The following is a 25238-nucleotide window of genomic DNA, read 5'->3' as shown; positions in this document are numbered from 1 at the left end:
ACAGACAGATTTCATTCATGATCGAAGGGCTAGTGTCCGTTCGAACCGTGCGGTCCGCGGCGTTCGGGGCGAGCGCTTGAGACGGGCCGGCGGCACCGCAGGAGTCCAGCCCATGCTCTCGTCACGCCTTGTCGCAGCCCTGTTCGGCGCCCTTACCCTCATGTTCGCCGCTTTCACCGTCGCTCCGGCTTCGGCCGCGCCCGTCAGCGCCGGCCCGATCCAGGCCACGCAGGCGCAGGCAGGGGCCGATCTGCTCCAGCAGGCGCAGTATTATTACGGCCCGCGCCGCTACTATGGCCGCCCGGTCTATCGCCCGCGCTGCTTCTGGAGCAACCGCCGCGTCTGGAACGGCTATCGCTGGGTCGTCCGCTCGGTGCGGGTCTGCCGCTGAGCGCAGCTGGCGCACAAGCCGCCCCTCGCGACTGAATGATGAAGTTTTCCTGAACGGCGCGGTTTCGCGCCGTTCAGTTTTTGCGGCCTAGCCTCCCCGTCATGGCGGCACCCGAATGCCTCGGCATCACCCCGTCCGCCATGCACTTGAGAGGAGATGCGTCATGTTTCGCAAACTGCTTCTCGGCGTTGCGGCGGCTGCCAGCCTCGGCGGCATCGCGTTGACCGCCACGCCGGCCTCGGCCCAGTATTTCGGCTACGGCCCGGGCTATGGCTATCGCCACGCCTACGGCTATGGCCCGCGTTGGGGTGGTGGCTACAGACCGTATTATGGCTATCGCCGGGCCTATTACGGCTATGGCGCACCCTATTGGGGGCCACGTTGCGTCGTTCGGCCGGGCCGCTACTGGAATGGCTGGGGCTGGGTCATCGGCCCACGGCGCGTCTGCTACTGAGGCGCGAGAGCATTTCCGCCCTTTTTCGAAGCGCGGAAGTGCTCTCTCTTCGTCTTGGCGCATTTTTCTTCACGCGAACCGGTGTCCACTTCGCTCGAAAATGCTCAAGCGTCAGGGCAATGACGCCCTGCCGCGATGGACCGCTTCGCTGAGCTCGGTGAAGCGGCCATCCGGCCCGTTCAGGACAAAGCCGGGCAGCAGCGCCATTGGCTTGCGGCTGCCGAACTCGGCGGTGACGATGACCCGGATGGCAGGTCGATCCGCGACGGCATGAACCGGCCGAATGGCGACGGCGCCAAAGCCGGTCGCGAGCCCGGCAAGAATATCCGCGAGAGCCCCGGTGCGATGGATGATCGCGACATGGCCCGCCGGCTTCAGCAATCGCCTGGCTGCCTTGAGCCAGAGCGCCAGGGGCTGATCGGCGACATGCGCGACCCGCCGATTCGCGACCGGCGACGGCCGCGCCTCATGGGCTGAAAAGAAGGGCGGGTTCATCGCGACGCAGCCGAAGCTGGCCGGCGCGAGCCCGGACGCGGCAAGGGCGGCGACGTCGGCGGCCACGACCTGGGCGCGATCCGACAGCTCGTTGAGCGCGGTATTTTCGGCGGCCAGCGCCGCAAGCTCCGGCTCGCGCTCGATCAGCGTCACCGCCAGATCCGGGCGCAGGATCGCCGCCGCGAGGCCGACCGTGCCGACGCCAGCGCCGAAATCGGCCAGGGCGCCGGCGAATGTCGCGGGCAACGCCGCCGCGAGCAGGATCGCGTCGCTGCCGGCGCGGTGGCCCTGCTTCGGCTGGCGCAGGACGAGCCTGCCGTCGAGAAGCCTGTCCTCGACGATCTCTCCGAGCCGGATCGCCTCAGCCATCGCGCAATTCGCCGCCGAATCCGGCCTCGATCAACAAGGCGCGAGCCCGCATGCGATCGGCCTCACGGACCAGCAGGCGGCGCTGGAAGGCGCCGGTCATGCCTTCGAGCGCGCTCATATGCTGGTCGGTGATCAGGCTGTCGATATTCGCCGAGGTCAGCAGGGCCTCGATGGCGCCGAGCAGAACGAGATCATTGGTGCGCAAGAGTTCGTGCATGGCGCCATGGAGACGGAGCATGGGCGCGGGCGCAAGCCCTTGATTGCACGGAAAGAGGCGGGTGCGGCGTCAAAGTGCAATTGCGGGGGCTGGTCACCCATGCAACGGTTGTGGCAAGGCAATGTGCGCTTTGCAGCGCAACAACAGGCCGGAGCAGCAGCGTGGGCGTCGTCGTACCGTTCGAAGACAAGGAAGCCGGACAGGCCAGCATCGACGGGCTCGTCGGCCTGGTGCGTGCGGATATGGAGCGGGTCAACGCGATGATCCTGTCGCGGACCGGTTCCGAAGTGACGATGATTCCCGAGGTCGCCAACCACCTGATCTCCTCGGGCGGCAAGCGGCTGCGGCCGATGCTGACGCTGGCGACGGCGATCCTCAACGGCTATCGCGGCGAGGGCCATGTCAAGCTCGCGGCCTCCGTCGAGTTCATGCATACGGCGACGCTGCTGCATGACGATGTCGTCGACGAGAGCGACATGCGCCGCGGCAAGCTGGCGGCGCGCATGCTCTGGGGCAACGAGGCAAGCGTGCTGGTCGGCGATTTCCTGCTCGGCCAGGCCTTCAAGATGATGGTCGAGGTCGGCTCGCTGCGCGCGCTCGACATCCTCTCCACCGCCGCGGCCGTGATCGCCGAGGGCGAGGTGCTGCAGCTCTCCGTCGCCAAGAACACCGAGACGAGCGAGGACGAGTATCTCGCCGTGATCCGCGGCAAGACGGCCGAGCTCTTCGCCGCCGCCTGCGAGGTCGGGCCGGTGATCGCCGAGGCGAGCAAGGCGAGCGCCGCCGCCTGCCGCAGCTACGGGCTCAATCTCGGCATCGCCTTCCAGCTCATCGACGATGCGCTCGATTATGGCGGGGTCGCCGCCAAGCTCGGCAAGAATACCGGCGACGATTTTCGCGAGGGCAAGATCACCTTGCCGGTCGTGCTCTCCTTCCGTCGCGGCGACGAGGCCGAGCGCGCCTTCTGGCGCCGGACATTGCAGGAGGGCGAGATCCGCGACGGCGATCTCGAGGAGGCGCAGGCGATCATGCGGCGCCACCGGGCGCTCGACGACACGATCGAGCGGGCCCAGCACTACGCCAAGATGGCCAAGGACGCGCTCGGCCTCTACCCGGCTTCGCCGATGAAGCAGGCGCTCAACGACGCGGTGGATTTCTGCGTGGCGCGGGCACACTAGAGCATTTCCGCGCTTCTCTGAATCGCGGAAATACTCTATCTCTTTGTTTTGACGCATTTTCTTCACGCGAACCGGTATCCACTTCGCTCGAAAATGCTTTAGCGCACTTCTTCTCCGAAGCGCGCTAGTGCTCCATCTCTTTGGTTTAACGCATTTTCTTTGCGCGAACCTGCAGCCGCTTCGCGCGAAAATGCTCTGAGCCCGGTCAGCGCTGCTCCGCGGCGATCCTCAGCCCAAGCGCCAGCAGCAGCCCGCCCGTCACTGCCTCGATGACCCGCCGCACCTGCGAGCGGCGCAGCACGTCGCCGGCCTTGGCGACGACCAGAGCGTAGGCGGCGAGCCAGGCGAAGGTCATTGCCGCGAAGATCAGGCCGAGCAGGAAGAGCGTCGCGAAATCGCCGCCGGCCGCGAATTGCGGCAACAGGCTGGCGAAGAACACCGCCATCTTCGGATTGCCGAGATCGCTGATCAGGCCCTGGCGAAAAGCCGCCATGGAGCTGAGCCGGCGGGCCGGCCGCAGTTCGATCGCAGCTTCTTGCCCCGCACTTGCGCGGAACGCATCGCGCAGGGACTGGATGCCCAGAATGATCAGATAGGCGGCGCCGGCATACTGGATGGTGCGGAAGAGCGGCTCGCTCGCCACCAGCAGCGCGACGAGGCCGATGCTCGTCGCCAACGCCCAGATCGTCTGGCCGACGGCTACGCCGAAGGCCGTCGAGACGCCGCCGGCGCGGCCGCCGAGCAAGGTGTTGCGAATCGTCAGCGCGGTGTCCGGCCCGGGCGTGATGATGACAACCAGCGAAACACCGACAAAGGCGAGAAAGGACGTCGCCAGCATGGCCCAGGCTCCTGCAGAACGAGCCTATCTCAGCATAGTCGGCTTCACCCACCAATCCGGCCGTTCGTCGGACAAAAGCTTCGCCGCCGCCGCGCTCTGCCGGCAATCGTCGAACAGGGCAAAGCAGGTCGCGCCCGAGCCCGACATGCGGGCGAGCCGGCAGCCGGACAGCGCGGCGAGACGTGACAGGAGCGAGGACAGCATCGGCGCCACCTGCAGCGCCGGCGGTTCGAGATCGTTGCCGGAGCGGGAGAGCGACGAGATCAATTCGGCGGGCGAATCGCCCTGCCCTGCCGGCTGGACCTCCGCCTTTCCGCGCGCCGGCAACGCCTGCCCGGGGGCGAGGCCGAGCGCGCGGAACACGGCGGCGGTCTCGACCGGAACGCCCGGATTGACCAGCACGGCGAAGAGCGGTGGCAGGCGCAGGGCCGGGCCGAGGCGCTCGCCGATGCCGGCCATGACGCGGGCGCGCGATTCGAGGCAGACGGGGACATCGGCGCCAACCGAAGCGGCCGCGCGCGAGAGTTCCGGAGCAGATGAAGCGAGCCCGTTCAGCCGCGCCAGCAGGCGCAGCGCCGCCGCCGCATCGGCCGAGCCGCCGCCGATGCCGGAGGCGAGCGGCAGCCGCTTGACGAGGTGGAAGCTGCCCGTAAGCAGACCGGGAACGGCATCGGCAAGCGCGCGCGCGGCGCGCAGGACGAGGTTGCCATCATCCGGCGCGAGGCCGGCGCTGCGCGGCCCGCTCAGCGTCAGCGACAGGGCTTCGCCCGGGTCCAGCGTCAGCGTGTCACCGACGCCGGCAAAGGCGACCAGGCTTTCGAGCTCATGGTAGCCGTCGGCGCGCCGGCCGAGAATCCGCAGGCTGAGATTGATCTTGGCGCGGGCGCGGGTCGTGAGCGGAGCGGTCACGCGTCAGGGCAGGCTCAGCCGCCATCCTTCTTCGGATCGGCGGCGTTGGCGGAGGGCGGCTCCTCAAGGCCGCTCTCGATCTTCTTCTTGATCTTGACCAGATCTTCGGGCTCGGGACCAAGGTCGCGGGCCGCGTTCCATTGGAAGGTCGCTTCGAGCTTGCGGCCGACGCGCCAGTAGACATCGCCGAGATGGTCGTTGATCACCGGGTCGGAAGGGCGCAGTTCCATGGCGCGCTCGAGCTCGCGCGCCGCCTCCTCGTAGCGGCCGAGCCGATAGAAGGCCCAGCCGAGCGAATCGGTGATGTAGCCGTCACGCGGCCGCAGCTCGACGGCGCGGCGCAGCATGCCGAGCGCCTCGTCGAGCTTGAGGTGCTGGTCGACCAGCGAATAGCCGAGATAGTTCAGCACCAGCGCGCGCTCGCGGCCGAGCGCCTCCGGCATCAGCTCCAGCGCCTTGCGCAGATCCTCCTCGGCCTCCGACCAGCGCTTGATGCGCTCGCGAGCGATACCGCGGAAATAGTAGAGGTCCCAGTTGGCGCGGCCGGGCGTGCCGATCTTGGCGATCGCCTTGTCATAGGCCTCGGCTGCCTCGGCGAAGCGCTTGCGCGAGCGATAGATATTGCCGAGCGCCGAGAGCGCGTCGACGTCGTCAGGCTTGGCCGCGATCAGCCCTTCGAGATGCTTGACCGCCTCGTCCGACTTGCCGAGCGCTTCGAGCGCGAGGCCCGCCTGGATCTCGGAATTGGGACGCAGCGGCGAATTGGCCGGCATGCCCTTGTAGACCGCGACCGCGTCCTCGAGCTGCTTGCCGCGCTCCAGGATGTCGCCGAGCGTCAGGACGGCGAGGTCATGATTGGGATCGAGATAGATGGCGAAGCGCAGATAGAGCAGCGCAGCCGCCTCGTCGCCCTGGCGGTTGCCGGCGCTGGCAAGGCCGTAGAGCACCTCGGCCGCGCCCTGCTGCGGCGTCGCGACGGTGCGCGGGAGCTGCTCCTTGGCGGCGACGCGGGCAAGCCCGTCGCGGATCACCGGGTGGTTCGGCAGCAGCCGGTCGAAGCCGCCATAGGTCGCGGCCGCGCCCTCGAAATCGCCATTGCGCGCCTGGAAGCGGGCCCAGAGATCGACGAGGCGCAAAGTGGTCTTCTCGGCGTCATAAGCCGACTTGAGCCGCTTCTCGGCATCCTGCTTGCGGCCGGCAATGTCGAGAATCAGCCCGGCATGGTAGTCGCGGAAGAGATTGTAGGAGGGCTCGCCCTTCAGGCGGTCCAGCGCTTCCATGGCGCGGTTGGTCTGGCCGGAACCGGCATAGGACCAGGCCGAGAGCAAGGTCGCGGTGATGTCGGCGGAGCGGCCGCGTCCGCCGCGCTGCAGGTGGTTGCGGGCGGAGGAGTAATTCTTCTGCTTGATGGCGCGGATGCCGATCGCGAGCTGGGCGAGTCCGTTGGAGGGATCGCGCTGGATCAGCTTCTCGGCGGCGCGGAACGCATCGTTCATCGAGCCATCGGCGAGGAAGGCGACAAAAGCACGCTCGAGCAGGTCGTTATTCTGCGGATCGCCCTTGATCGCCTCGCGCAAATAGACCGAGGCCGCGCCAAGGTCGCGCCCGGCACCGGCGACGATGGCCGCGAGGTAATTGCCCTCCAGGCTATCGGCCGGTTCGAGCGGCTCGGTGGTGCGAGTCGTCGTCGCCTGTGCCGAGGCGCCGACATTGAGCGCGATCAGCAGCGCCAGGGCCAATGTGGCGCTGCGCCCACGGCCGTTCATCCGAAACGTCACGACTGGCAATCTCCTCGGTCCGTCGCCTCGCTAAACCATCATCGGCGAAGGGGGAATGCGGCGTTCCGCCCGACCATGGTCGACATGCTGATTGAAGACAGATTCACTACCACCCGAGACGACCTGGAACGAAGTGTCTTCCGCTCCAAGACTAGCCCTTCGCTTGGCGAAACTGCGACCATTTCGCATAGGCGCTCAAAATGGCTCTTTCCGGGCATGTCGGCAAGCAGGCCGGAGCGGCAAGCCGGGAGGCGTAGCAGCCGCGCAACAATCGAGCAAAAGCTTGGCCTGACAGACGAATTCGGGCGCGCCGCCCCTACAAGCCGTCAAGCATTCGCTTCTAACATCTTGGCGCTCGCATCTGTCGCGACGATTCGTTCAGGATCATTCCAATGAAAAAGATCGTTCTCTCCGTTGCCACTGTCATGTTGCTTTCTGGATTTGTTGCCGGTTGCGCCACGCCTCAGCCGGAGCCGGCTCCGAAAGTGATCCGCAAGGGTTGAGCCAAGTCAGTCCAAAGAAGAAGGGCCGCGCCAGGCTTGGCGCGGCCCTTTTCTTGTGAGGCGCAACAGATCACGCGCGATCACATATTCGAGTAACCTGGCCCGCCACCGCCCTCGGGCACCGTCCAGGTAATGTTCTGAGCGGGATCCTTGATGTCGCAAGTCTTGCAGTGCACGCAGTTCTGCGCGTTGATCACGAAGCGCGGCTCGGTCTTCGCCTCGGCATCCTTGTAGACCACCTCGTAGACCCCGGCCGGGCAATAGAGTCGTGCCGGCTCGCCATACAGCGGCAGGTTCTGCACGATCGGGACGGAAGGGTCGGTCAACTTCAGATGCGCCGGCTGATCCTCCTCGTGATTGGTCGAGGACAGGAAGACCGATGACAGCTTGTCGAAGGAGAGCTTGCCGTCCGGCTTCGGATAGACGATCGGCTTGACCTCGCTGATCGGCTTCAGCGTGGCGTAGTCGGGCTTGCCATGCTTCAGCGTGCCGAAGGGCGACCAGCCGAAGAGCTGGTTCAGCCACATGTCGATGCCGCCGGCGACGACGCCGAGGACGGTGCCGTATTTCGACCAGAGCGGCTTGACGTTGCGCACCGGCTTGAGATCGGCACCGATCTCCGACGCGCGCCAGCCGGTCTCGATCTCCACGACCTCGTCATGCGCGCGCCCGGCGGCAAGCGCCGGCACGAGATGCTCGGCCGCCTGCATGCCCGACAGGATGGCATTGTGGCTGCCCTTGATGCGGGGCACGTTGACGAAGCCCGCCGCACAGCCCAGCAGCGCGCCGCCCGGGAAGGTCAGCTTCGGCACCGATTGCCAACCGCCCTCGGTGATGGCGCGCGAACCGTAGGACAGGCGCTTGCCGCCCTCGAACGTGTCGCGAATCAGCGGGTGGGTCTTGAAGCGCTGGAACTCGTCGAAGGGCGAGAGCGTCGGGTTCTCGTAGTTGAGATGCACGACGAAGCCGACCGAGACGAGGTTGTCGTCGAAATGGTAGAGGAACGAGCCGCCGCCGGTGCCATTGTCGAGCGGCCAGCCGAATGAGTGCTGGACCCTGCCCTTGTGGAATTTCTCCGGCTTGACCTGCCAGATCTCCTTGAGGCCGATGCCGTATTTCTGCGGCTCGCGGCCCTCGTCCAGGGCGAAGCGCTTGATCGCGATCTTGGACAGCGAGCCGCGCGCGCCCTCGCCGAGCAGCGTATAGCGGCCGCGCAACTCCATGCCACGGGTGAAACGATCGGAGACCGTGCCGTCTTTGGCGATGCCCATGTCGCCGGTGGCGATGCCGGCAACCGAGCCGTCCTCGTTATAGAGCAGCTCGGCCGCAGCGAAGCCCGGATAGATCTCGACGCCGAGCGCCTCGGCCTGCGCCGCCAGATAACGCGTCACCAGGCCGAGCGAGCCGACGAAATTGCCGTGATTGTTCATCAGCTTCGGCATGCCGAAATTCGGCAGGCGGATACCGTTGGGCTCGGTGAGGAACAGGAAGACGTCCTCGGTCACCTGGGTATGCAGCGGCCGTGCCTCGTCCTGCCGCCAATCGGGCAGCAGCTTGTCGAGGCCGATCGGATCGATCACCGCGCCCGAGAGGATATGCGCGCCGACCTCGGCGCCCTTCTCGACCACGACGACGGAGATGGTCTCGTCGAGCTGCTTCAGACGGATCGCGGCGGCGAGGCCGGCCGGGCCGGCACCGACGATGACGACGTCATAGTCCATGCTCTCGCGCGGGGTGCTCTGCGCTTCCTCGAGATCCATCCTGCCCTCCGCAAAGCCTCACGGCTCGATCGAATTAGTTTACATATGAACCATCATGCCCGCCACATCAAGGCGGGCGCGGGTCCAGTCTGGAAACCCTCTATCGAAGGCGCCGTTCCGATTTGCAACCGAGATCGAGGGAAAGGCGCATGCGGGACGCGCCGCGGCGCCTTTCAGGCTGCGACAAGGCGATAGGCCAGCCAGGCCGCGAGGGCGATCGAGAGGCACCAGACGCAAATGATCACGGCAGCGGCGATCCGGCTCACCGGACGCTCGTCCGCCAGCGCCGCGGCGGCGCGATGCTCCGCCATCACCTCCGGTGGAATCATCCTGACGACAGCGATAATGCCGAGCGGAACCAGGATCACGTCGTCGAGATAGCCCAGCACCGGGATAAAGTCGGGAATCAGGTCGATCGGCGACAGGGCGTATCCGGCGACACAGAGCGCGAGGGCCTTTGCGTGCCATGGGGTGCGGGGATCGCGCGATGCGAGATAGAGCGCGTGCACGTCGCGCTTGATCCCGCGTGCCCAGTCTTTCAGCGTGCCAGCCATGGCAAGGACTGTAGCCGCAAAGTTTCCAGGGTTGGAACAGCGGCTGGAACGCTCGGCCGCATGCGAAGCGCTCGCGAAGGCGGCGGCAGGCGTGGTAGGGTCGATCCATGACCCTGGATGCAGCGCCCGACCTCGCCGAGCTGATCGCCTGGTACGCCGAAATGGGCGTGACCGAGGCGCTCGACGAGACGCCGCATAATCATTTCACCGAACCGCAGCCGGCCCAGTCCCGCGCGGCGCAACGGCCGGCCTCCCTCAAGGCGGTCCCGAGCCCGGCCGCCGCCAGGCCGAATGCCGCTGCCGGCACGGCGCCCGACGAGGCGACGCTGAGCGCGCGCGCCCTGGCGCGCGAAGCGCGCACGCTCGATGAGCTGAAGGAAGCCCTCTCCCGTTTCGAGGGCTGCGCCCTGAAGGCGACGGCGAAGAACCTCGTCTTCTGCGATGGCAATCCGGAAGGCCGCGTCATGATGGTCGGCGAGGCGCCCGGCGCCGACGAGGACCGGATCGGCCTGCCCTTCGTCGGCCGCTCCGGGCAATTGCTCGACCGGATGCTGGCCGCGATCGGCCTGAACCGGAAGGAGCATGTCTATATCGCCAACCTCCTGCCCTGGCGGCCGCCCGGGAACCGCACGCCGACGCCGCAGGAGGTCGCGATCTGCCTGCCCTTCATCCAGCGCCAGATCGAGCTGGCCGATCCCGACATCCTGGTCTGCATCGGCGGCCCCTCGGCACAGGGGCTGCTCGGACTCTCCGGCATCCTGGCCTCGCGCGGCAAATGGATGGACTACGAGACGGGCACGCGGCGCATCCGCGCAGTGGCGACGCTGCACCCGGCCTATCTGCTGCGCCAGCCGCTGCAAAAACGCTTGGCCTGGCGCGACTTGCGCGCGCTGAAAGCGGCACTGGAGGGCAGCGCGACACCGTGACGCCGCGGCGCCGTGTCCGCAGCGTCGACCCGACGATTCACATAGGCGTGATGAGGTAGTTCTACGGTCAAGGCAGCATCAGACCTTCGACGAAGAACGGGGGGTTGGCATGACGATAGACGCGTTTCTGCTCTCACGTATCCAGTTCGCCTTCACGGTCTCCTTTCATATCGTTTTTCCGGCATTCACGATCGGGCTTTCGGCCTATGTCGCGGTCCTGCTCGCGCTCTGGCTCAAGACCGGCAACCCGAAATTCCACCAGCTCGCGCGCTTCTGGACCAAGATCTTCGCAGTTTCCTTCGCCATGGGCGTGGTCTCCGGGATCGTGCTCTCCTACCAGTTCGGCACGAACTGGAGCCGGTTCTCGACCGCGGTCGGCAATGTCATCGGGCCGCTGATCGGCTACGAGGTGCTGACCGCCTTCTTCCTCGAGGCCTCGTTCCTCGGCGTCATGCTGTTCGGCTGGAAGCGGGTGCCGCCCTGGCTGCACTGTCTCTCGGCTTTCATCGTCGCCGGCGGCACGGCGCTGTCGGGCTTCTGGATCCTCTCCGCCAATAGCTGGATGCAGTTCCCGGCCGGTCACGAGGTCCGCGACGGCATCGCCTACCCGGTCGACTGGGTGCAGATCGTCTTCAACCCGACCTTCCCGCTGCGCTTCGCGCATATGATGACGGCAGCCTATCTCACCACGGCCTTCGTCGTGCTGGCGACCGGCGCGCGCCATCTGCTGGCCGGCAAGAATCCCGAGACGGCCAAGACGATGGTGCGGATGGCGATCCTGATGATCGCACTGACCGCGCCGCTCCAGGCGCTGATCGGCGATTTCCACGGCAAGCAGACCGCGATCTATCAGCCGGCTAAATTGGCCGCGATCGAGGCGCATTGGGATTCCTCCAAGCCGGGCGCGCTCGTGCTCTTCGCCTGGCCGGACGAGAAGGCCGAGCTCAACCGCTTCGAGGTCTCCATCCCCGGTCTCGCCAGCCTGCTGACGCATGGCAGCATGGATGCGCTGTTCAAGAGCCTGAAGGATTTCGCGCCGCAGGACCGGCCGCCCGTCGCGATCCCCTTCTTCGCCTTCCGGCTGATGGTCGGCATCGGCACGCTGATGATCGTCTTCGGCTGGCTCGGGGCCTGGCTCTGGTATCGCGGCAGGGTCTTCGAGACGCGCTACTGGCTGCGGATCGCGCAATATACCTGGCCTGCGGGCTTCGTCGCGCTCCTCGCCGGCTGGTTCGTCACGGAGGTCGGGCGGCAGCCCTGGCTCGCGACCGGCGTGATCCGCTCGGCCGACGCCGTCTCGCCGGTGACGGTGATGCAGGTGGCGATCTCGCTGGCGCTGTTCGTCTGCGTCTACTCGGTGGTCTTCACCGCCGGAATCCTGCTGATCAACCGCCTGATCGACAAGGGGCCGCCCGAAGGCGAGGCCAAGGATCCGCCCGAGCAGCCGTCGAAGCGGACGCTCAAGGCGACGCAGGACGAGGCCTCCGTCCTGTTCGGCGACGGCCATCCTGGCGACGACAAGATCCAGCCGGCGATCTGAGGGAGAGCGAGATGGAATGGTATCTCCCCGTGATCTGGGCCGTGCTGATCGGCACCGCCGTGATGCTCTATGTCGTGCTCGACGGCTTCGACCTCGGCATCGCCATCCTCTTCCCCACCACCAGGGACGAGGGCGAGCGCGACCAGATGATGAACTCGGTCGCGCCCTTCTGGGACGGCAACGAGACCTGGCTGGTGCTCGGCGGCGGCGGGCTCTGGGTCGCCTTCCCGCAGGCCTATGCCATCATCATGCCGGCCTTCTACATCCCGATCATCCTGATGCTGCTGGCGCTGATCTTCCGCGGCGTCGCCTTCGAGTTCCGCTGGGTGGCCAAGCCGCATCACGCCAAATGGGATCTCGCCTTCTGGCTCGGCTCGACCATCGCCGCCTTCGCGCAAGGACTGGTGCTCGGCGGCATGATCCAGGGCATCAAGGTCGAGAACGGCCAGTTCGCCGGTGGCCCGCTGGACTGGCTGACGCCCTTCACGCTGATGTGCGGCGTCGGCGTCGTCTGCGGCTATGCGCTGCTCGGCGCGACCTGGCTCGTCTTCAAGACCGAGGGGCCGGTCGCCGAGCGCGCCCGGCGCCAGGCCAAGACGCTGCTCATCGGCCTGATGGCCTTTGCGGCCGTGGTCTCGCTATGGACGCCCTATGCGCATCCGCGCATTGCGGAGCGCTGGTTCACGCCCTCGAACCTCCTGCTGCTCTGGCCGCTGCCGGTGCTGACCGCCTGCTTCGGCTACATGGCCTGGAAGCGGCTCCACGGCCAGCACGAGTTCACGCCCTTCGCCTTCACGATCGGCATCTTCCTGCTCTGCTTCCTGGGGCTCGCGATCTCGAACTTTCCCTATCTGGTGCCGCCGGACCTGACGATCTGGGACGTTGCGGCAGCGCCCTCGTCGCATGTCTTCGTGCTGATCGGGGTTTCGTTCCTGTTGCCGATGATCCTGTTCTACACCGCCTTCGTGTACTGGACCTTCCGCGGCAAGGTCCGGGCCGATAGCGGCTATCATTGAGCGTGCTGGAACCGGCCGGCGCCACGACGGTTGAGGAACGGCTTGAGTTCCGGATCGCTCTCCGCGAAATTGCCGGAACCAGGCCGGGGGCTACGCCATGCAATGGGAAGATTATCGCCAGTCCGAAAACCTCGAGGACCGGCGCAATGGCGGCGGCGGCTTCGCCGGATTGCCGGGCGGGCGCGGCGGCCTCGGCATCGGCACCATGGTCGTGCTCGGCCTCGTCGGCTGGGCGCTCGGCATCGATCCACGCATCCTGATCGGCGGCGCCGAGATGCTCGGCGTCGGCCGCAGCAGCCCCCCGACGCAAGAGAGCCGCCCGGCATCGGGCCCGCCGCAGGACCAGATGGGCCGCTTCGTCTCGGCCGTGCTGGCGCAGAACGAGGACGTCTGGACCAAGGTGCTGCCGCAGCAGGCCAACAAGCGCTACGAGGCGCCGCGGCTCGTGCTGTTCACCCGTATCGACCGCTCGGGCTGCGGCACGGCGCAGGCGGCGATGGGTCCGTTCTATTGCCCCGAGGATCGCAAGGTCTATCTCGACCTCTCCTTCTTCCAGGAGATGCAGCGCAAGCTCGGCGGCGGCGGCGATTTCGCCTATGCCTATGTCATCGCCCACGAGGTCGGCCACCACATCCAGAACCTGCTCGGCATCCTGCCCAAGGTGAACCAGATGCGCCAACGCATCTCGGAGAGCGAATCGAATGCGCTCTCGGTGCGCGTCGAGCTACAGGCCGACTGTTTCGCCGGGGTCTGGGCCCATAACATCCAGGCGATGGGCCGGATCGAGCAGGGCGATATCGACGAGGCGATGCGCACCGCCTCGGCCATCGGCGACGACCGGCTGCAGCAGGCCTCGCAGGGCGTGGTCGTGCCGGATTCCTTCACGCATGGCTCCTCGGCCCAGCGCACGCGCTGGTTCATGACCGGCTTCCGCTCCGGCTCGCTGCAGAGCTGCAATACGTTCCAGACCAACCAGCTCTAAGGGCTAAAGCTCGGCGCGCTCCCGGCGCACGGGCAGGCGCCGCGGCGCCGTGTTGAGTCGCCCGGCCAGGATCAGGGCCTTGGGCGCGACCAGTCCCGCCCGCAGCCGGCGCGGGCCGAAGGACAAAGCCGCGCGCTCGCGCAGCGAGGCGGCGACGCCGCGCAGCGGCATCAGCGCGGCGACATCCGAAGCCAGCATGAGGTGGCGCTCGACCGCCTGGATCCAGTTGAGCTGCGGGATGTCGCCGGCCGAGAGCAGGAGCAGCCAGTCGCCGCGCGCCTGGGCCGCGCCGAGATGCCAGCCTTCTGCCGCGCCCGCCCGCAAATAGCTGGCGCCGGTGGCGTCGGCGAGGTGCTCGATCTCCGCGTCCCCGCCGGGATCGACCACGACGGCATGGCCCAGGAATCCGTCGGCGACGGCTGGAATGAGCACCGCAAAGGTCGCGGCGAGCGCGCTGGCTGGGCCATCGGCCCTGATCACGGCTGTGAGCATGTGCAAATGCTTATGGCGCAGCGCAACATGTCGCAATCCTGTCACTTGCCTTTTGTTCCTGCTATGTTCACATTCAGAGGCAGGAAATTCATCGATTCCAGTTGTCAGGACCGGTTCAGCGCCATGCTGCAAGCCAGACCCTCATCGCGGCCGATCGCCGCCCAGCCGCTGAAGCGGCGCGAGAGCGAGCCGCTCTCGGTTTCCGCGCGGGTCACGCCGCTGGAGCCGCATGCCCATATCGGCAGCCAGATCGACCCGGAACGGCGGCGCGGCCGCGGCGCGACGATCAATCCCGGCGGGCGCTTTGAAGCGGAGCAGCGTATCGAAGAGGATGATGGCTGGGGCTCGCTCGGCGAGCTGCCGGCCTTCAAGACCGAGATCGCGATCGAGAAGCCGCGCACCATCATTACGCGGAACGACTCGCCCGATATCTCGTTCGACCGCTCGATCAATCCCTATCGCGGCTGCGAGCATGGCTGTGTCTACTGTTTCGCCCGGCCGAGCCATGCCTATCTCGGCCTTTCGCCGGGGCTCGACTTCGAGAGCAAGCTGACGGCCAAGCCCGACGCGGCGCTGCTGCTGGAGAAGGAATTGTCGGCGGCCTCGTACACGCCGCGCACCATCGCGATCGGCACCAATACCGACGCCTATCAGCCGATCGAGCGCAAGCTCAGGATCATGCGCTCGATCCTGGAGGTGCTGGCGAAGTTCAAGCACCCGGTCGGCATCGTCACCAAATCGGCGCTGGTCCAGCGCGATATCGACATCCTCGCCCCGATGGCGGCGCAGGGACTGGCCAAGGTCGCGATCTCGCTGACGACGCTCGACCCCAAGCTGGCGCGCGGCATGGAGCCGCGCGCCGCGGCGCCGGGCAAGAGGCTGGAGACGATCCGCAAGCTCTCGGAGGCCGGCATCCCGGTCACCGTGCTGGTCGCGCCGATCATCCCGGCGATCAACGAGCAGGAGATCGAGCGCATTCTCGACGCCGCCAAGGATGCCGGAGCGCGCGAGGCCGGCTATGTGCTGCTGCGCCTGCCGCTCGAGGTGAAGGACCTGGTGCAGGACTGGCTGCTGAACCACCATCCCGACAAGCTGCGCCATGTCGTCTCGCTGATCCGCTCGACCCGCGGCGGCAAGGACTATGATTCGAGCTGGGGACAGCGGCAGGTCGGTTCGGGTCCCTATGCCTGGATGATCGGCCGGCGCTTCGAAATGGCAGCCGAGCGGCTCGGCTTCAACGGCACGCGGCTGAGACTGCGTAACGACCTGTTCGTGAAGCCGGAGAAGGAAAAGGCACAGCTCAGCCTGTTCTGAGGGAATTCATCGCGGCAGCCTCATTCCGGGGCTATCCCGTCATTGCGAGCGGAGCGAAGCAGTCCAGGAGCGGCAGTGCTCCACGTCCCCCTGAATTGCTTCGTCGGCTGCGCCTTCTCGCAATGACGGAAAGGCCGAATGCGGTGCTGGCGAAGCCTGTGGACAGTCCAGCGCTTTCTTCGCGACCGGGCCGCCCTGATCTGGCATATCGCTTCGCATGTTCGCCGATTTCAGCCGCGAGACACATGCGATCGCCAATGGGCTCTGGCCGCTCGCCGGAGTAGACGAGGTCGGCCGCGGGCCGCTCGCCGGGCCGGTCGTGGCGGCGGCCGTGATCCTCGACCCCGACGCGGTGCCTGATGGGCTGACCGATTCGAAGCTGCTCAGCCTCGCGCAGCGCGAAGACCTGTTCGAGCGGATTTCGGCGAGCGCGCTCGCGATCGGGATCGCCAGCGCCACGGCGCAGGAGATCGACAGAATCAATATCAGGCAGGCGACCTTGCTGGCGATGAAGCGCGCCGTCGCGGCGCTGCCGATCGTGCCGGCGCATGTGCTGGTCGACGGCAACGACCCGCCGCAGCTTCATTGCGCCTGCGACGCGATCATCCAGGGCGACGGCGCCATCGCCTCGATCGCCGCCGCCTCGATCGTCGCCAAGGTGACGCGCGACCGGATGATGCTGCGGCTTGCGACACGATACCCTGCCTATGGTTTCGAGGCCCATGTCGGCTACGCGACCGAGCGGCATCGCACCGCCCTGCAGATCCATGGGCCCTGCCCCGAGCACCGCTATTCCTTTGCGCCCGTCAAGGGCTACTGGACGCGCTCGGCCTGAGCGGCCGACAGGGCTGCCCCAGAGGTGTACGCCCGTTAACCTCCGTTACGAATTCGTAAGTTCTGTCAAAGGGCTAGGCAAAAATTGCAGCCCCAAAACGGGACGCATTTTTTTCAACGGGGAAACCCGGCTTTTACCCTGACCCAGCCAAGATCACGACCGTTGAAGTTGCGTAACGGTCTTGGCGTCATGGGTATCTCGCGTACCGGGACCGCCAGCGCCGCCGTCCGGATCCAAGTCTCGCGTACCGGACGGCCAGCGCTGGAATCCCGGATGAAGGTTCCAAACCTTCCCTCCGAACTTCCGCTGGACCAGGTCCTCGTCGGCGACTGTGTCGCCGCCATCGAGCGGCTCCCGGCCGCGAGCGTCGACGTCGTCTTCGCCGACCCGCCCTATAACCTCCAACTCGGCGGCGATCTGCGGCGGCCCGACGACAGCCTCGTCGACGCGGTCGACGATCATTGGGACCAGTTCGCCTCCTTCGCCGAATATGACGCCTTCACCCGCGCCTGGCTGCTCGCCTGCCGGCGCGTGCTGAAGCCCGACGGCACGCTCTGGGTGATCGGCTCCTATCACAACATCTTCCGGGTCGGCGCGACCTTGCAGGACCTGGGCTTCTGGGTGCTGAACGACATCGTCTGGCGCAAGGCCAATCCCATGCCGAATTTCCGCGGGCGGCGCTTCACCAATGCGCATGAGACGCTGATCTGGGCGGCGCGCGGCGAAAGCTCGAAATACACCTTTCATTACGAGGCGCTGAAGGGCGGCAATGACGACCTGCAGATGCGCTCGGACTGGTACCTGCCGCTTTGCACCGGCGAGGAGCGGCTGAAGGATTCGGACGGAGCCAAGGTCCATCCGACCCAGAAGCCCGAGGCCCTGCTCGCCCGCGTCATGCTCTCGGCCAGCAATCCCGGCGACGTGATCCTCGACCCGTTCTTCGGCACGGGCACGACCGGCGCCGTCGCCAAGGCGCTCGGCCGCCATTTCATCGGCATCGAGCGCGAGACGCCCTATGCCGAGGCGGCACGAAAGCGCATCGCCGCGATCAAGCCGCTGCCGCCGGAAGCCTTTGCAGCCGCGCCGTCGAAGCGCAGCGAGCCGCGCGTGCCCTTCCTGAGCCTGGTCGAGGCCGGGCTGGTCAAGGCGGGCGAGATCGTGGTCGACGACAGGCGCCGCCACAAGGCGACGATCCGGGCCGACGGCACTCTGGCGCTCGGCCCCGCGGTGGGCTCGATCCACAAGGTCGGCGCGCTGGCGCAGGGCCTGCCGGCCTGCAATGGCTGGACCTTCTGGCACGTCGAGCGCAAGGGCGGCCTCACCCTGCTCGACACCCTGCGCGGCGAGATCAGGGCGCAGATGGCGACGACCTGAGCGCCTCCAGCCCCGCCTCGAGCGCCTTCAGGAAGACATTCGGAAAAGCCTCCTCGCGCAGCCGCGCGAAGGGCGTGAAGCGCATGCCGTCCGGGGCAAGCGTATCCAGCGGCGTCCGCGCCACGAGGACCGCGAGCTCCAGTGGGAAATGCGTGAAGACATGGCGCAACGGCACCAGCAGCCGGCGCCATTGCGCGGTGACCGGCGCGTCGCGCAGGGCATCCTCGGCCTTGTAGCCGGCGCTCCACTCACTGGTAGGTACCTCGACCATGCCGCCGAGCAGGCCCCTGGCCGGCCGGGTTCGCACGAGAACCGCACCATCCTCGCGCATCAGCACGAAGGCCGCGCCATAGCGGGTCTTGCCCGCTTTCTTCGGCGTCTTGTGCGGATAGGTCTCCTGCGTGCCCGCAGCCCTGGCCTCGCAAGGGTCGCGCCAGGGGCAAAGGCCGCAGGCGGGAGAGCGCGGCGTGCAGATCGTCGCGCCCAGATCCATCAGCGCCTGGGCGAAATCGCCCGGCCGGGCCGGCGGCAGCAGCGCCAGCACCCTTTCGCGAATCAGCGGCTTGGATCCGGGCAGCGGCTCGTCGATGGCAAAGAGACGTGTCATCACCCGCTCGACATTGCCGTCGACAGCGACGGCGGGCCGGTCGAAGGCGATCGCGGCGACGGCCCCGGCCGTGTAGGCGCCGATGCCGGGCAGCTCGCGCAGGCCGTCTTCGGTATCGGGGAAGCGGCCGCGATGGTGCTCCGCCACCGCCTTGGCGCAGGCATGGAGATTGCGCGCCCGCGAATAGTAGCCGAGACCGGCCCAAGCCTGCATGACATCGTCGGACGGCGCGGCGGCGAGCGCCTCGACGGTCGGAAAGCGCTGCATGAAGCGCTCGAAGAACGGCTTTACCGCCGCGATCGTGGTCTGCTGCAGCATGATCTCCGAGACCCAGACGCGATAGGGGTCGGGCTGCTCGCCCGGCAGCGCGCGCCAGGGCAGGACGCGGCGATGGCGGTCGTACCAGGCCAGGAGATCGGCCGCCCTGGCCGGCTGCGGTTGCGTTGCGAGGCTCATCCGCCCGGTTTAGCGTGCCCGTGCCCGGCCGCAAGCACCCTGCGTGACGGCCCGGGCATGGCGGGACTGGAGATGGCGGCGCAGGAGTGGATTGCCGGTACCGCGCCGGAACGGCCCAGTCCACGCGACGCGCTGACGATCAAGCGGATCGTGCGGGTGAACCACGCCGGCGAATATGGCGCGATCCGCATCTACTCGGCCCAGATCGCAATCGCCCGCCGGCTCTGGCCGGACATGGTGCCCGCTCTCCGGCAGATGCTGCAGGACGAGATCGACCATTGCGGCAAGTTTCACGCCGCCATGCCGGCACGTGACTCGCGCCCCTGTCGGATCATGCAGCTCTGGAGCCTCGGCGGCTCGCTGCTCGGCGTGACGACGGCACTGATGGGGAGGCAGGTCATCTGGATCTGCACGGCAGCGGTGGAGGAGACCGTCCACCGCCATCTCGACGAGCAGCTCCATTTCCTGAAAGGCAGGGACGCCGGTCTCCATGCCGTCATCGCCGGCATTCGCGAGGAGGAACTCGCGCATCTCCGTCACGCCGAAGCCGAGCTTGACGGCAAGCCGAAGCGCCCCCTCCAGTCAGCGATGCAGCGCGCCATTGCGATCGTGACCGAAATCCTGATCTGGCTGTCGACCTGGGGCGATTCCTCGCGCATGGCGCGTGCGTTGCGGGAGGCGCGGGCATGATTGCGAGCACCATCACAACACTCGAAACCAGGAGGCTGATGCTGCGGCCGCTGACGCTCGACGACGCGCCGGCAATCCAGGCGACCTTCCCGCAATGGGAGATCGTGCGCTTTCTCGCCGGCCATGTGCCCTGGCCCTATCCGCATGATGGCGCCGAAAGCTTCCTGCGCGATGTCGCGCTCCCCGGCATGGCGCGCGGCGAGGAATGGCATTGGAGCCTGCGCCCGAAAAGCGAGCCGGAGAGGTTGATTGGCGTGATCAGCCTGATGGCGCGAGAGAATAATAACCGCGGCTTCTGGATCGCGCCGGACTGGCAGGGCCAGGGGCTGATGAGCGAGGCCGCCGCCGCCGTCACCGATTTCTGGTTCGACGTGCTGGGCCGGGACGTGCTGCGCGCGCCGAAGGCGGTGGAGAACATCGCCTCGCGCCGCATCTCCGAGCGTAGCGGCATGCGGATGATCGGAACCCATATCCACAGTTTCGTCTCGGGAGAGCACCCGGCGGAGATGTGGGAGATCACCGCGGCGGAATGGCGCGCCCAAAGGGGAACCCGGTGATCCGGCCGAGCTTGCCCGGCCCGGCCTCGCAGCGCAAAATGGCGCATGTCCGCCAAACCCCTCGCCGACCTGATCGATGACTGCCTCGCCCCCGCGCTCGCCGCGCAGGGCTTTGCCGGCCGCGCCATCGTTGCGCTCTGGCCCGAGATCGTCGGCGAGCGGCTGGCGTCGCGTTCCCGGCCCCTGAAGATCGACTGGCCACGACGGCGCCCGGCCCCGGGCGAGATGTCCGAGCCGGCGGTGATGGTGGTGCGGGTCGAGGGCGCCTTCGCGCTGGAGATGCAGCAGCTCGCGCCGCTCGTGCTGGAGCGGGTCAACACGCATCTCGGCTGGCGTGCCGTCGGCAAGCTCGTGCTGAAGCAGGGGCCGGTCGAGGCGCCCGCGCCAAAGCCTGTCGCCGCGCCGCCGGATCCAGCCGTCATCGCCCGCGTCGCGCGACAGGTCGCGCATGTCGAGGATCCCGAGCTCAGGGCGGCGCTGGAGCGGCTCGGCCAGGCCGTCGCCCGCAAGCCGGCGCCGGGATGACGCGGCCGGGATGACACGGCTAAGATGATACGGTCGGGATGACACGGCTTCGTGAGAAGCCATGGTTTTGTCGCGATGCGATCTTGCCACAATCCTGTTGGCCTCTATGGTCCGGCCACCAAATATCGACCCGTTTGAGGAACTTGCACGATGACGAACAGGCGACAGCTTCTGACCGGCGCGGCCGGGATCGCAGCCGCCGCGATGCTGGGCTCGCGGGCCGCCCAGGCGCAGTCCTCGGAACTCACCGTCGCCGGTCCGCTCGGCGATGTCTGGCTCGGCAGCGAGAACGCCAAGGTCACCGTGATCGAGTACGCCTCGATGACCTGCAGCCATTGCGCCGCCTTCCACAAGGACACTTGGCCGGCGCTGAAAGCGAAGTATATCGACACCGGCAAGATCCGCTTCACGCTGCGTGAATTCCCGCTCGATCCGCTGGCGACGGCTGGCTTCATGCTGGCGCGCTGCAACGGCAACGACAAATATTACGCGATGACCGATCTGCTGTTCGCACAGCAGCGCAACTGGGCTTTCACCGAGAAACCGGTCGATGCGCTGTCGGCCATGGTGAAACAGGCCGGTTTCACACAGGAATCATTTGAAGCCTGCTTGAAACGGCAGGATATCTATGACGCCGTCACAGCAGTGAAGGATCGTGGGGCCAAGGCTGGCGTCGACTCGACGCCGACTTTCTTCATCAACGGGCAGAAGCGTTCAGGTGCGCTGTCGATCGCGGAATTCGACAAGATCCTCGAGCCGCTCGTCGCGGGCTGATCAAGCACGACTTGTTCCCCTCTCCCAGCGCACGGCGCTGACGATCGAGGGAAGGATGGCTGAGGGCACGGGAGCCGTCCCTCATCCGTCACCTTCGAGGGCAGCTTCTCCCCCGAGGGGAGAAGAGAAGGTGCGTCGATGCATCTGACGCGCCTCAAGCTCACCGGTTTCAAGACCTTCGTCGAGCCGTCGGAATTCCTGATCGAACCGGGGTTGACCGGCGTCGTCGGGCCGAATGGCTGCGGCAAGTCCAATCTCGTCGAAGCGCTGCGCTGGGTGATGGGCGAAAGCTCGTTCAAGAACATGCGCGCCTCCGGCATGGACGACGTCATCTTTTCCGGTTCGGCCGAGCGGCCCGGCCGCAACATGGCGGAGGTCGCGCTCACCCTCGACAATGCCGACCGCAAGGCACCCGCCGCCTTCAACGACACCGACATCCTCGAGGTCACCCGGCGGATCGAGCGCGAGGAAGGCTCGACCTATCGCGTCAACGGCAAGGAGGTGCGCGCCCGCGACGTGCAGCTGCTCTTCGCCGATGCCGCGACCGGCGCGCGCTCTCCGGCCCTGGTGCGGCAGGGGCAGATCAGCGAGCTCATCGCCGCCAAGCCACAATCGCGCCGGCGCATTCTCGAGGACGCTGCCGGCATTGCCGGCCTGCATAGCCGCCGCCACGAGGCCGAACTCCGGCTGCGGGGCGCGGAGGACAATCTCACCCGGCTCGAGGACGTGCTCGGCGAGATCGACGGGCAGATCGACGCCCTGCAGCGGCAGGCGCGGCAGGCCGGGCGCTATCGCAGCCTCGCCGCCGATATCCGCCGGGCCGAAGCGACGCTGGCGCTGATCGCGCATCGCGAGGCTCGCGAGCAGGAGGCGCAGGCGGAGCGGGCTCTGGAGGCGGCCGTGCGCAGCGTCGCCGACCAGACCGGCATCCAGGCGGAAGCGGCGCGGAAACAGGCCATCGCGGCCCATGAGCTGCCGCCGCTGCGCGAGGGCGAGGCCGCGGCCGCCGCCGCCCTGGTGCGGTTGAAGCGCGGGCTCGACGAGCTGGAGGCCGAGAACCGCCGGGCCAAGCAGCGCAGCGAGGAGCTTGCCCGGCGGCTGGCGGAATTGCAGAGCGATCTCGCCCGCCAGAACAGCGTCGTCGGCGATGCGGGCGAGAGCCTGGCAAAACTGTCGCAAGAGGATGAGGGGCTGGCCCGCGAAGCCGGGATGGCCGCCAGTTCCGACGGCGATGCGACGACGGCCCTGGCACAGGCCGAGGAGGCACTGGCTGCGGCGGAGGCTGCGCATGCCACTGTCCAGGCGCAGCTATCCGAGCTCGGCGCCCGGCGCGGAGCACTGGAGCGGGCTCTCCGCGAGGCGAGGGAGCGCGAGGCGCGCCATGTCGCCGAACGCGAGCGGCTGCTGCGCGACCAGGCTGCGCTCGACGCCAATAATGCCGTCGCGCCGCTGGAGGCGCTGCGGACCGGGCTCACCCAGGCCGAGACCACGATGCGCGACGCCGATGCATCGGCGAGCGCGGCGCGGGCGGGCTTGGCCGCGGCTCGCGAGACCGAGGCGCGCCTTCGCACTCCGCTCGCCGAGGCCGACCGCAAGGCGCAGCGGCTCGAAACCGAGATCCGCACCTTGCAGAAGCTGCTGGCACCGGCAGCCGGGGATCGCTGGCCAGCGGTGCTCGAAGCGATCGCCGTCGCCAAGGGCTTTGAGACGGCCCTCGGCGCAGCGCTCGGCGACGACCTCGATGCCGCCTCGGATCCGGCCGCGCCGAGCCATTGGCTCGATACCGGCGAGGGCGGCGACGATCCCGCCCTCCCCGAGGGCGCCGAGGCCCTGGCGCGCCATGCGCGCGCGCCGGCAGCGCTGAAGCGCAGGCTGGCGCAGATCGGCGTGGTCGCGCGCGAGGATGGGCAGAGGCTGCGCGGCTTGCTGAAGCCCGGCCAGCGGCTCGTCTCGCGCGAGGGCGATATCTGGCGCTGGGACGGCTTCACCAGCGCGGCCGAAGCGCCCTCCCCGGCTGCGCGCCGCCTCGCCGAAAAGAACCGGCTCGGCGATCTCGAACGCGAGGCGCAGGCCGCGCGCGAGGCCGCAGAAGCGGCGCGGGACGAGCTCGACGCCGCGACGCAGGCCGCCAGGAGCGGTGCGCAGGCAGAAACCATGGCGCTCGATGCCGCCCGCCTCGCCCGGCGCGAACTCGACCAGACGCGTGAGCGTCTCGCGGCGGCCGAACGCAAGGCCGGTGAGATCGCGGCCCGCCGCGCAACCTTGAGCGAAGCGATCACGCGGCTCGGCCAGTCGATCGTGGAAGCCGGCGCACAAGTCGCGAGCGCCGAGGAAGGGCTTGGCGCGCTCGCCCCCGCGACCGAGCTGGAAAGCGCCCTCCTGCAGGCCCGCGTCACGCTCGGCGAGCAGCGTGCCGTCGCCTCCGACGCCCGCGCCCGCGTCCAGACGCTGGCGCGCGAGGCGGAGCTGCGGAGCCGCCGCCGCCAGGCCATCGCCGCCGATATCAAGGCCTGGCGCGAGCGCGCCGAAACGAGCCGGCAAACCGCCGAGGAGACCAGGCGCCGCATCGAGACGGCCGAAACCGAGCAGACGTCGCTCGCGGAAGCGCCCGACACGTTTCTCGTCGAGCGCCGCCGGCTGGTGGCCGAGATCGAGATGGCCGAAGCCGCCCGCAAGCAGGCGGCGGACAGGCTCGCCGCCGGCGAGACGGCTTTGGCCGAGTCCGATCGGCAGGCTCGCGCCGCGCTGGAGGCTCTCTCCGGCGCGCGCGAAATCCGCGCCTCGGCCGAGGTAAGGCTGGAGGCGGCACGCCAGCGCGTCAGCGACGTGGCGCGGCAGATCGAGGACGGGCTTGAGACCAGCCTCGCCGGCTTGCAGGAACTGACCAGCCTGAAACCCGGCGATGCCCTGCCCGATCCTGCCGAAGTCGAGCGCCGCCTCGCCGGGCTCAAGGCCGAGCGCGAACGGCTCGGCGCGGTCAACCTGCGCGCCGAAGACGAGCTGACCGATGTGAAGTCCAAGCGCGAGGGGCTGAGCGGCGAGCGCGACGACCTGACCGAGGCGATCCGCCGGCTACGCCAGGCGATCGGCGCGCTCAACCGCGAGGGGCGCGAGCGGCTGCTCGCCGCCTTCGAGGTGGTCGACGGGCATTTCCAGCGCCTGTTCGGCATCCTGTTCGGCGGCGGCATCGCCGAATTGAAGCTGGTCGATTCGGATGACCCGCTCGAAGCCGGCTTGGAAATCTTCGCGCGCCCCCCGGGCAAAAAGCCGCAGGTGATGTCGCTGCTCTCCGGTGGCGAGCAGGCGCTGACCGCAACCGCGCTGATCTTCGCGGTGTTCCTGACCAACCCCTCGCCGATCTGCGTGCTCGACGAGGTCGACGCGCCGCTCGACGATGCCAATGTCGAGCGCTATTGCGACCTCCTGGTCGAGATGTCGCGCAACACGCAGACGCGTTTCATCATCATCACCCACAACCCGATCACGATGGCGCGGATGGACCGGCTCTTCGGCGTGACCATGGCCGAGCGCGGCGTCAGCCAGATGGTATCGGTCGACCTCGCGACGGCGGAGCGCATTCGCGAGGCCGTCTGAACCACGCGCGTCGCGACCGTGCCGACACACCCGATTAGAACGCGAAAAAGCTAATCCGATCAGGATATTAAGCGCGACCACCTTGCTTGACAGAAGCCGGTGCGGTTCCT

At 67.6% G+C, this 25238-nt stretch carries 24 protein-coding genes; 15 read left to right on the top strand and 9 right to left on the bottom strand.

The annotated features are described in order from the left end of the window. The first annotated feature begins 112 nt into the window (after nt 1–112). Together EV560_RS32340 and EV560_RS32335 are read left to right on the top strand one after the other, a co-directional pair. Nucleotides 113–391, top strand: coding sequence for a hypothetical protein (locus tag EV560_RS32340; protein WP_207908172.1), 279 nt, complete (start codon nt 113–115; stop codon nt 389–391). Nucleotides 392–554: 163 nt separating this feature from the next. Further along, nucleotides 555–845: a sulfur globule protein precursor gene (locus EV560_RS32335; protein ID WP_131859979.1), complete on the top strand. Its 291-nt coding sequence runs from the start codon at nt 555–557 to the stop codon at nt 843–845. 111 nt (nt 846–956) lie between these two features. Here the strand turns inward: EV560_RS32335 and EV560_RS32330 are convergent, their stop codons facing one another. Next, nucleotides 957–1709 carry a tRNA1(Val) (adenine(37)-N6)-methyltransferase gene (locus EV560_RS32330; protein WP_131859978.1) on the bottom strand — a complete coding sequence of 251 codons (753 nt, stop codon included), beginning with the start codon at nt 1707–1709 and terminating at the stop codon, nt 957–959. Further along, on the bottom strand, nt 1702–1947 hold the full coding sequence (locus EV560_RS32325) for a putative signal transducing protein (protein ID WP_465247062.1): 246 nt from the start codon (nt 1945–1947) through the stop codon (nt 1702–1704). Before EV560_RS32325 ends, EV560_RS32330 begins: the two co-directional genes overlap by 8 nt. 140 nt (nt 1948–2087) lie before the next feature. Between EV560_RS32325 and EV560_RS32320 the strand changes: the two genes are divergently transcribed. After that, nucleotides 2088–3104: a polyprenyl synthetase family protein gene (locus EV560_RS32320; protein ID WP_131859977.1), complete on the top strand. Its 1017-nt coding sequence runs from the start codon at nt 2088–2090 to the stop codon at nt 3102–3104. Between the two features lie 205 nt (nt 3105–3309). Here EV560_RS32320 and EV560_RS32315 read toward each other — a convergent pair whose 3' ends face one another. From EV560_RS32315 to EV560_RS32295, 5 genes are all read right to left on the bottom strand, one after another. Then, nucleotides 3310–3942, bottom strand: coding sequence for a LysE family translocator (locus EV560_RS32315; protein ID WP_131859976.1), 633 nt, complete (start codon nt 3940–3942; stop codon nt 3310–3312). A gap of 24 nt (nt 3943–3966) precedes the next feature. After that, entirely contained in the window at nt 3967–4851 is an 885-nt protein-coding gene (locus tag EV560_RS32310) for a 4-(cytidine 5'-diphospho)-2-C-methyl-D-erythritol kinase (RefSeq protein WP_131859975.1), read from the bottom strand. A 14-nt stretch (nt 4852–4865) separates the two neighbouring features. After that, the gene (locus tag EV560_RS32305) at nt 4866–6629 is read right to left on the bottom strand and encodes a tetratricopeptide repeat protein (protein WP_248312316.1); all 1764 of its coding nucleotides are present in this window, start codon (nt 6627–6629) and stop codon (nt 4866–4868) included. Between the two features lie 583 nt (nt 6630–7212). Beyond that, entirely contained in the window at nt 7213–8892 is a 1680-nt protein-coding gene (locus EV560_RS32300; RefSeq protein WP_248312315.1) for an electron transfer flavoprotein-ubiquinone oxidoreductase, read from the bottom strand. A 173-nt stretch (nt 8893–9065) separates the two neighbouring features. Continuing rightward, the gene (locus EV560_RS32295) at nt 9066–9446 is read right to left on the bottom strand and encodes a YkvA family protein (RefSeq protein ID WP_131859974.1); all 381 of its coding nucleotides are present in this window, start codon (nt 9444–9446) and stop codon (nt 9066–9068) included. Nucleotides 9447–9553: 107 nt separating this feature from the next. Here EV560_RS32295 and EV560_RS32290 point away from each other — a divergent pair, with 107 nt between their 5' ends. The 4 genes from EV560_RS32290 (at nt 9554) to ypfJ (ending at nt 13910) form a co-directional block, all read left to right on the top strand. Then, nucleotides 9554–10372, top strand: coding sequence for a uracil-DNA glycosylase (locus tag EV560_RS32290; protein WP_131859973.1), 819 nt, complete (start codon nt 9554–9556; stop codon nt 10370–10372). Between the two features lie 109 nt (nt 10373–10481). Beyond that, the gene (locus EV560_RS32285) at nt 10482–11912 is read left to right on the top strand and encodes a cytochrome ubiquinol oxidase subunit I (protein ID WP_131859972.1); all 1431 of its coding nucleotides are present in this window, start codon (nt 10482–10484) and stop codon (nt 11910–11912) included. 11 nt (nt 11913–11923) lie between these two features. Next, nucleotides 11924–12928 (top strand): cytochrome d ubiquinol oxidase subunit II, encoded by a 1005-nt coding sequence (gene cydB, locus EV560_RS32280; protein WP_131859971.1) that lies wholly within the window; start codon nt 11924–11926, stop codon nt 12926–12928. Between the two features lie 97 nt (nt 12929–13025). Further along, nucleotides 13026–13910, top strand: a complete 885-nt coding sequence (gene ypfJ / locus EV560_RS32275) for a KPN_02809 family neutral zinc metallopeptidase (RefSeq protein ID WP_131859970.1) — start codon at nt 13026–13028, stop codon at nt 13908–13910. Nucleotides 13911–13913: 3 nt separating this feature from the next. Here the strand turns inward: ypfJ and EV560_RS32270 are convergent, their stop codons facing one another. Beyond that, on the bottom strand, nt 13914–14402 hold the full coding sequence (locus tag EV560_RS32270) for a glycosyltransferase family A protein (RefSeq protein ID WP_131859969.1): 489 nt from the start codon (nt 14400–14402) through the stop codon (nt 13914–13916). A gap of 123 nt (nt 14403–14525) precedes the next feature. Between EV560_RS32270 and EV560_RS32265 the strand changes: the two genes are divergently transcribed. From EV560_RS32265 to EV560_RS32255, 3 genes are all read left to right on the top strand, one after another. Next, entirely contained in the window at nt 14526–15716 is a 1191-nt protein-coding gene (locus EV560_RS32265; protein WP_131859968.1) for a PA0069 family radical SAM protein, read from the top strand. A 217-nt stretch (nt 15717–15933) separates the two neighbouring features. Further along, nucleotides 15934–16551, top strand: a complete 618-nt coding sequence (locus EV560_RS32260; RefSeq protein WP_131859967.1) for a ribonuclease HII — start codon at nt 15934–15936, stop codon at nt 16549–16551. Between the two features lie 189 nt (nt 16552–16740). Continuing rightward, nucleotides 16741–17925 (top strand): site-specific DNA-methyltransferase, encoded by a 1185-nt coding sequence (locus EV560_RS32255; protein WP_131860101.1) that lies wholly within the window; start codon nt 16741–16743, stop codon nt 17923–17925. Here the strand turns inward: EV560_RS32255 and mutY are convergent. Continuing rightward, nucleotides 17900–18988, bottom strand: coding sequence for an A/G-specific adenine glycosylase (gene mutY / locus EV560_RS32250; RefSeq protein WP_131859966.1), 1089 nt, complete (start codon nt 18986–18988; stop codon nt 17900–17902). The genes EV560_RS32255 and mutY overlap by 26 nt on opposite strands. A 72-nt stretch (nt 18989–19060) precedes the next feature. Between mutY and EV560_RS32245 the strand changes: the two genes are divergently transcribed. The 5 genes from EV560_RS32245 (at nt 19061) to EV560_RS32225 (ending at nt 25128) form a co-directional block, all read left to right on the top strand. Next, entirely contained in the window at nt 19061–19678 is a 618-nt protein-coding gene (locus EV560_RS32245) for a demethoxyubiquinone hydroxylase family protein (RefSeq protein ID WP_131860100.1), read from the top strand. After that, entirely contained in the window at nt 19675–20235 is a 561-nt protein-coding gene (locus EV560_RS32240) for a GNAT family N-acetyltransferase (RefSeq protein WP_131859965.1), read from the top strand. The genes EV560_RS32245 and EV560_RS32240 overlap by 4 nt, the downstream gene beginning before the upstream one ends. Before the next feature lie 45 nt (nt 20236–20280). Beyond that, nucleotides 20281–20760 (top strand): DUF721 domain-containing protein, encoded by a 480-nt coding sequence (locus tag EV560_RS32235; RefSeq protein ID WP_131859964.1) that lies wholly within the window; start codon nt 20281–20283, stop codon nt 20758–20760. A 150-nt stretch (nt 20761–20910) separates the two neighbouring features. Continuing rightward, entirely contained in the window at nt 20911–21534 is a 624-nt protein-coding gene (locus EV560_RS32230) for a DsbA family protein (protein WP_131859963.1), read from the top strand. Between the two features lie 138 nt (nt 21535–21672). Further along, nucleotides 21673–25128 (top strand): AAA family ATPase, encoded by a 3456-nt coding sequence (locus EV560_RS32225; protein WP_131859962.1) that lies wholly within the window; start codon nt 21673–21675, stop codon nt 25126–25128. Nucleotides 25129–25238: the final 110 nt, after the last annotated feature.

The organism is Allobosea sp. BK604, assembly GCF_004341515.1.
Classification (GTDB): domain Bacteria; phylum Pseudomonadota; class Alphaproteobacteria; order Rhizobiales; family Beijerinckiaceae; genus Allobosea.
Note: the sequence above shows the minus strand (reverse complement) of the source record. Positions and strands in the feature narration are given on the sequence as shown.